Annotated in this window: 7 protein-coding genes; 1 reads left to right on the top strand and 6 read right to left on the bottom strand. The window is 78.0% G+C overall.

Annotation, left to right across the window (positions count from 1 at the left end; translation table 11 throughout):
* Positions 1–63: 63 nt before the first annotated feature.
* Positions 64–927 carry a TrmH family RNA methyltransferase gene (locus WDZ17_RS17000; RefSeq protein ID WP_339576366.1) on the bottom strand — a complete coding sequence of 288 codons (864 nt, stop codon included), beginning with the start codon at positions 925–927 and terminating at the stop codon, positions 64–66.
* A gap of 227 nt (positions 928–1,154) precedes the next feature.
* Here WDZ17_RS17000 and WDZ17_RS16995 point away from each other — a divergent pair, with 227 nt between their 5' ends.
* Positions 1,155–2,162: a mechanosensitive ion channel family protein gene (locus WDZ17_RS16995; RefSeq protein WP_339576365.1), complete on the top strand. Its 1,008-nt coding sequence runs from the start codon at positions 1,155–1,157 to the stop codon at positions 2,160–2,162.
* A 25-nt stretch (positions 2,163–2,187) separates the two neighbouring features.
* Here the strand turns inward: WDZ17_RS16995 and WDZ17_RS16990 are convergent, their stop codons facing one another.
* The 5 genes from WDZ17_RS16990 to WDZ17_RS16970 form a co-directional block, all read right to left on the bottom strand.
* Positions 2,188–3,369 carry a sulfate/molybdate ABC transporter ATP-binding protein gene (locus WDZ17_RS16990; protein ID WP_339576364.1) on the bottom strand — a complete coding sequence of 394 codons (1,182 nt, stop codon included), beginning with the start codon at positions 3,367–3,369 and terminating at the stop codon, positions 2,188–2,190.
* Positions 3,366–4,166: an ABC transporter permease gene (locus tag WDZ17_RS16985; protein ID WP_339576363.1), complete on the bottom strand. Its 801-nt coding sequence runs from the start codon at positions 4,164–4,166 to the stop codon at positions 3,366–3,368. The genes WDZ17_RS16990 and WDZ17_RS16985 overlap by 4 nt, the downstream gene beginning before the upstream one ends.
* A 37-nt stretch (positions 4,167–4,203) precedes the next feature.
* Positions 4,204–5,064 (bottom strand): molybdate ABC transporter substrate-binding protein, encoded by an 861-nt coding sequence (gene modA / locus WDZ17_RS16980; protein ID WP_339576362.1) that lies wholly within the window; start codon positions 5,062–5,064, stop codon positions 4,204–4,206.
* Complete coding sequence (locus WDZ17_RS16975) at positions 5,061–5,465, bottom strand: TOBE domain-containing protein (protein WP_339576361.1); 405 nt, start codon at positions 5,463–5,465, stop codon at positions 5,061–5,063. The genes modA and WDZ17_RS16975 overlap by 4 nt, the downstream gene beginning before the upstream one ends.
* A 103-nt stretch (positions 5,466–5,568) precedes the next feature.
* Complete coding sequence (locus WDZ17_RS16970) at positions 5,569–6,156, bottom strand: DoxX family protein (protein WP_339576360.1); 588 nt, start codon at positions 6,154–6,156, stop codon at positions 5,569–5,571.
* Positions 6,157–6,415: the final 259 nt, after the last annotated feature.

The raw sequence follows: 6,415 nt of genomic DNA, 5'->3' as shown, positions 1-6,415 counted from the left end.
CCCCCCCCCCCCCCCCCCCCCCCCCCCCCCCCCCACGTCCGGGTCCCGAGGTGGTCCGGACCGTCATCGCCGGCGCGGGAACCGCCGCTGCCGTGCGGCCTCGTAGAGCGCCAGCCCGGCCGAGGCCGCCGCGTTGAGCGAGCTGGCGGACCCGCCGATGGGGATCGTCGCGACGTCGTCGCAGGCCCGGCGCCAGGCGGCGCTCATGCCCGTCGCCTCGGTGCCCACGACCAGGACGGTCGGGCCCGTGAGGTCGAGGGAGTCGAGGTCGGTCCCGCCGCCGTCGGGTCCCGCCTCGTCGGTGCCGACGACGCGCAGCGGGACGCCGGCGTCCCGGTGGCGGGCCACCCAGGCGAGGACCTCCGACGGCGCGGGCACCGCGACGACCGGGACGGCGAGCAGCGAGCCCGTCGACGCGCGCAGCGCCCGGGAGTCCGTGGGGTCGGCCGCCCGGCCGCAGACGACCACGCCGTCGGCGCCGAGCGCGTCGGCGGAGCGGACCGACGAGCCGAGGTTGCCCGGGCTCGCCGGCCGGTCCAGGACGAGCACGAGGGCGTCGGGTCCGACGGGGATGCGGTCCAGGTCGTCCGGGGCGCTGCGCGCGACGAGCACGAGCTCGACGCCGTCCTCGTCCTCGTCCGGCTCCTTCTCCGCGAGGACGGCCAGCAGCTCCGGCGCCATCCGCACCCGCTCGGCGGTGGGGTCGGCGCGGTCCCAGACGTCCTGGGCCCACGCGGACAGCCGCCGGTCCAGCGGGGCGACGACGGCGGCCAGCGGCCAGTCCCGCTCGAGCGCCACCGTCACCGGGCGGACACCCTGCACGAGCATCTCGCCGCTGCGGTGGCGCTTCGAGCGGTTCCCCCGCAGCGCCTCCCACTGCTGGAAGCGGGCGTTGCGGGTCGTGATGCGCAGGACGTCGCGGGCCATGCCGGGAAGGCTCCCAGACGCCCCGCCACCGGCCACCCGGCCGTGGCGCACCGCCAGGGCGGACGGCCAGGGCGGAGGGCCAGGGCGGAGGGCCAGGGCGGACGGTCAGGGCGGACGGCCAGGGCGGACGGCCAGGGCGGACGGCAGGGCGGCCGCGCCTACGCTCCGGCCGTGAAGACCACGAGCAGCGGGCCCGGCCGTCGGCGCGAGCGCCCGGGGGGTGCGGCGTGAGCGTCCTCGCCGCGACGTCCGACGTCGTCTCCACCGAGGACGGCGCGGTCCGCTTCCTCGACGTCACGCTCGTCGGCGTCAGCGCGACGACCGGCGTCAAGCTGCTCTTCACGCTGGCGCTCTTCGCCGTCGTCCTGCTGCTGCGCGCGGGCGCGCTGCTCGTCCTGCGGAGGGTCCTCGGCGGCGAGGTCGCCGACCCGCGGCGGTTCTGGGCACGCCAGGGGCTGCAGGTCCTCACGGCGGTCGTGCTCGTGCTGGGTGTCGTCTCGATCTGGGTGACGCCCGAGACCGACGTCTCGACCGGCGTCGGCCTCATCAGCGCGGGGCTGGCCTTCGCGCTGCAGCAGGTGGTCCTGTCCCTGGCGGCGTACTTCGTCATCCTGCGCGGGCAGACCTTCGGCGTCGGGGACCGGATCGAGATGGGCGGCGTGCGGGGCGACGTCGTCCGGCTCGGCTTCCTGCGCACGACGATCATGGAGATGGGGACCCCGCCGTCCGTCGCCGGCTCCGACAACGCCTCGTGGGTGCACTCGCGCCAGTACACCGGCCGGCTCGTGACGGTGAGCAACGGCACGATCTTCGAGGAGCCCGTCGCGAACTACACGCGGGACTTCCCCTTCCTGTGGGAGGAGATCGCGCTGCCCATCCCCTACACGGTCGACCGGCGGCGCGCCGAGGACGTGCTCCTGCGGGCCGCGCGCGACCACGCCGTCGTCGACGACCCGGAGGCGGAGCGGGCGCTCGCGCGGATGCGGTCGCGGTACGCGATGTCCGACGCCTCGCTCGACCCGGCCGTCTTCTGGCGGCTGACGGACAACTGGCTCGAGCTGTCGGTGCGCTTCGTCGTGCCGCACCGCGGCGTGCGCGGCGTCAAGGACCGGATGGCGCGGCAGATCATGGCCGGCCTGGACGAGGCCGGCATCGGCCTCGCGTCGGCGACCTACGAGATCGTCGGGCTCCCGCCGCTGCGGCAGGAGGCGCCGGTCCCGCCCTCGGCCGGCTGAGGCGTCGCCCGGACGGAGGACCTCCTCACGCAGGGGGTCTCGTGCCGACGGGGTCCTCCGGCATGGCGTCACCTCGCCGCGGGCCCGTGGCCCTCGCGGCCCCGGCCGGCGCCAGGCGGAGCTCGAGGACGTCGCCCGGCACCAGCCCGGCGGCGTCCGCGGACGGCAGCTCGACGACCGGACCGGGCCACCCGTCGGCCCCGTCGACGCCCCGCACGGTCACGGTCACGCCGCGGGGCTCCACGGCGGCGACGACGAGGGCGACGTGGCCGCGCTCCCCCGCTGAGGTCGGCACGAGGTCGCCGGGCGGCACGTGGACGACCGCGGTGTCGCCGACCGCGCACCCGCCGGTCGCGACGGGCACCGAGCGGCCGTCGGAGAGGCGCACGCCCTCCGGCGCGGCGGTCCCGCGCAGCACCGTGAGGCCCGACAGCCGGGCGGCGAAGGCGCTGCGCGGCGCCGTCAGGACCTCCTCGGCCGTGCCCTCCTCGACGACGCGGCCGCGCTCCAGCACGACCGCACGGTCGGCCAGCGCCAGGACGTCCAGGACGTCGTGCGTCACCAGCAGGGCCGAGCGGCCCTCGGCGCGCAGCACCTCGCGCAGCAGCTGCCGCATCGCGGGGGCGGCGCCGACGTCCAGGGCGGCGAGCGGCTCGTCGAGCAGCAGCAGCCTCGGCTCGGCGGCCAGCGCCCGGGCGAGCGCGACCCGCTGGGCCTGGCCGCCCGACAGCTGCGCCGGGCGGCGGTCGGCGAGGTCGACGGCCCCGACGCGCTCGAGCCACGCGGTGGCCGCGGCGCGCGCGGCGGCCCGGCCGGCGCCGCGGGCCCGCGGTCCGAAGGCGGCGTTCTCGCGGGCGGACAGGTGCCCGAAGAGCAGCGGGTCCTGCGCCATCAGCGCCGTCCCGCGGCGGTGCGGGGGCACCCAGGCGCGGGGCCTGCCGTCGTCGCCGGCGTCGGCGAGGACGTCGCCGTCGAGGACGACCCGCCCGTGGTCCGGCCGCAGCAGCCCCGCGACGAGGTCGAGGACGGTCGACTTGCCCGCGCCGTTGGGGCCGAGGAGGGCGACGACCTCCCCGGGGGCGACGGACAGGTCGACGTCGAGGCGCCGGTCGTCGACGGCGGCGGCGACGCGGAGGCCGCCGCGCGACCCGTCGTCGCGGCCGGGGCCGTCCACGCCGTGCCGCGGCTCGCCCCGGACCTCGGTCATGCCGTGAGCCGTCCGCCGCGTACGGCGACGACGACGACCGCGGCGACGACGACGAGCAGCAGCGAGAGGGCGACGGCGGCGTCCGGGTCGGTCTCGCGCTGGAGGTAGATCTCCAGCGGCAGCGTGCGGGTGACGCCCTGCAGGCTGCCGGCGAACGTCAGCGTCGCGCCGAACTCCCCGAGCGCCCGGGCGAAGGACAGCACCGCGCCCGAGACGAGGCCCGGCAGCACGACGGGGAGGGTCACCCGCCGCAGCACGGTCGTCGGGCTCGCGCCGAGGACGGCGGCGACCTGCTCGTGCCGGTGCCCGGCGGTGCGCAGCGCCCCCTCGAGGCTGACGACGAGGAACGGCAGCGCGACGAAGGTCTGGGCGAGGACGACCGCCGTCGTGGAGAACGCGACCGAGACGCCCAGGAGCTCCAGGCGCTCGCCGAGCAGCCCCCGCCGCCCGAAGGCGGAGAGCAGTGCGATCCCGCCGACGACGGGGGGCAGCACGAGCGGCAGCAGCACGAGCGCCCGCAGCACCCGCAGCCCGGGCAGCGCCGTGCGGGCGAGGACGAGCGCCATCGGCACGCCGAGCAGCACGCACAGCGCCGTCGCGGCGGCCGCGGTGCGCAGGCTCAGCAGCAGGGCCGCGCGGGAGGGCTCGCTCGTCACGAGGGCGGGCAGGTCGGCCCAGTCGACCCGCAGGACCAGCGCGAGCAGCGGCAGGAGCACGAGCAGGCCGCCGACCGCCGCCGGGACCGCGACCCACCGCGGCAGCTGGGTGCCCGGGGGTGCGGCCGTCCGGCGGGTCACGGGCCGCAGCCCACGAGGTGCCCCGACGGGTCGCTCCTCACGAGCCGCCGGGTGCCCCGAACCCGGCGTCGGCGAGCACCCGCTGCCCCTCGGCGGACACGACGAGGTCGACGAAGGCGGCGGCGGTCTCCGGGTCCCGGGCGTCGGCGAGCGGGGCCAGCGGGTAGGTGTTGACCGCGGCGTCCGCGCCGTCGAGCGGCACCTCGCGGACGTCGTCGCCGGCCCGGCGCGCGTCCGTGACGTAGACGACGCCCGCGTCGGCCTGCCCGCTCGTCACCTTGCCGAGGACGTCGGTGACCGAGCCCTCCTCGCTGACGGGCGCGAGGGCGAGCCCGGTGGCCTCCTCGACCCGCTGCGTCGCGGCGCCGCACGGTACCTGCGGCGCGCAGACGACGACGCGGGCGCCCGGACGGGCCAGGTCGGCCGAGGTCCCGATGCCCGCCGGGTCGTCGGGCGGCGTGACGACCGTGAGGACGTTCGTCGCGAAGGTCTGCGGCTCGTCGCCCGCGAGCCCGGCGTCGACGACCTCCTGCATCGTCCGCTCGTCGGCGGAGGCGAAGACGTCGGCGGGGGCGCCCTCGGTGATCTGCGTCGCCAGGTCGGAGGACCCCGCGTAGCTGGTCTCCACCTCCACGCCGGGGTGCTGCCCCTCGAACGTCGCGGCGAGCTCGTCGAAGACCTCGGTGAGCGAGGCGGCCGCGAAGACGGTCACGGTGCCGGTGAGGGCGTCGCCGGACGCGTTCGCCCCGGACGCGGTCACCCCGGACGCGCTCGCCCCGGTCGCCGCTGCGTCCCCCGCGCCGGCCGGTGCGGCGTCCGGCCCGCCGCACCCGGCGAGGACGAGCGCCACCGGCAGCAGGGCCGTGCCGACCAGGGCCCGGGGCCGCCGGCGGCTCACGCCCGGCTCCCCGGCGTCTCGACCACGACCGTCGTCGCCTTGACGACGGCGACCGCGACGCTGCCGGGCTCCAGCGCCAGCTCGCGGGCCGCGTCGGCGCTCATGAGGGAGACGACGGCGTGCGGCCCGCACTGCACCTCGACCTGCGCCATGACGCCGTCGACGACGACGCGCGTGACGAGGCCGACGAAGCGGTTGCGCGCCGAGCGGGCCACCCCGGTCGGGTCGCTCGCCGTCCGGGCGTGCTCGCGGGCGTGCGCGGCCAGCGCGGCGCCGTCGACGACGAGGCGGCCGGCGTCGTCCCTGGAGGTGGCGAAGGCCCCCGTGTCGGCCCAGCGGCGCACGGTGTCGTCGCTGACGCCGAGGAGGTCGGCGGCCTCGCTGATCCGGATCTGCGGCACAGCGGCGACGATACCGCCGCATGTGCGCCCATCCGCAGCGAGGCCGAGGGGCCGTCCCCCGGCGCGGGGGTGGCCGGACCGGGGGACGGGTGGAGGCGGTGGCTCAGGCGCCGGTGGCCTCGGCCTGCTCGCCCGTGGCGACCTGCTCGGCGTCCGAGGTCTGCTGGGCGGCGGCCGCGGCCGCCACGGCCTTCTTGCGCTGGGTGATGACGGTGGCGGCGGCCGCGCCGAGGGCGGTCAGCGCGACGGTCGCCATCCACGGGCGGTCGAGCTTGTGCCCGAGCAGGTGGTCGACCGAGTACCGACCGGGGCCGGCCACGGCGAGGGCCGAGCCGACCGTCGCGAGGACGGCGTTGTACTCGAAGCCGCCGGAGGTCACCCAGAAGCCCGCGGGGCCGTGGACGGTGCCGGCGGTCGTCATCGTCGCGGCGGCCGCGGCGCCGGCGACGGGGGTGCCGAGGCCGAGCGCGAGGGCGGCGCCGCCGCCGGCCTCACCCAGGCCCGCGAGCAGGGCGCTGCGCCTGCCGGGCGTGAAGCCCATGGACTCCATCGCGCCGCCGGTGGCCTCGAGGCCGTAGCCGCCGAACCAGCCGAAGAGCTTCTGGGCGCCGTGCGCGAACAGGGTGCCGCCGACGCCGGCGCGCAGCGCCAGCAGGCCGAGGTCGGTACGGGTGCCGTGGACGTGGCTCATGGTGGGTCTCCTCGTCGCCGGCGCTGCGCCGGTCGTCTGTCGCGTGCTGCGGCCGGGGGTCGCAGCGGGTCGGGGGCGACGTCGACGGCGCCGCGGTCGACGCTACGCCCGGTTATTTGAGAGGGCAAGCAGCGCCGGCGCGCAGGGGTGACGACCGGCGCCCGCCGCCGCCGGCGCGCGAGGCGACCTGCAGAAGTCGGGCCGTGGTCGCGTCGTCGCAGGTCAGCAACCCTGCGCCGTCTTCGAGGCGCACCGTGGT

The organism is Pseudokineococcus basanitobsidens, from assembly GCF_037482545.1.
Taxonomy (GTDB): domain Bacteria; phylum Actinomycetota; class Actinomycetes; order Actinomycetales; family Quadrisphaeraceae; genus Pseudokineococcus; species Pseudokineococcus basanitobsidens.
The sequence above is the reverse complement of the archived record's forward strand: the minus strand, read 5'-3'. Positions and strand labels throughout refer to the sequence as shown.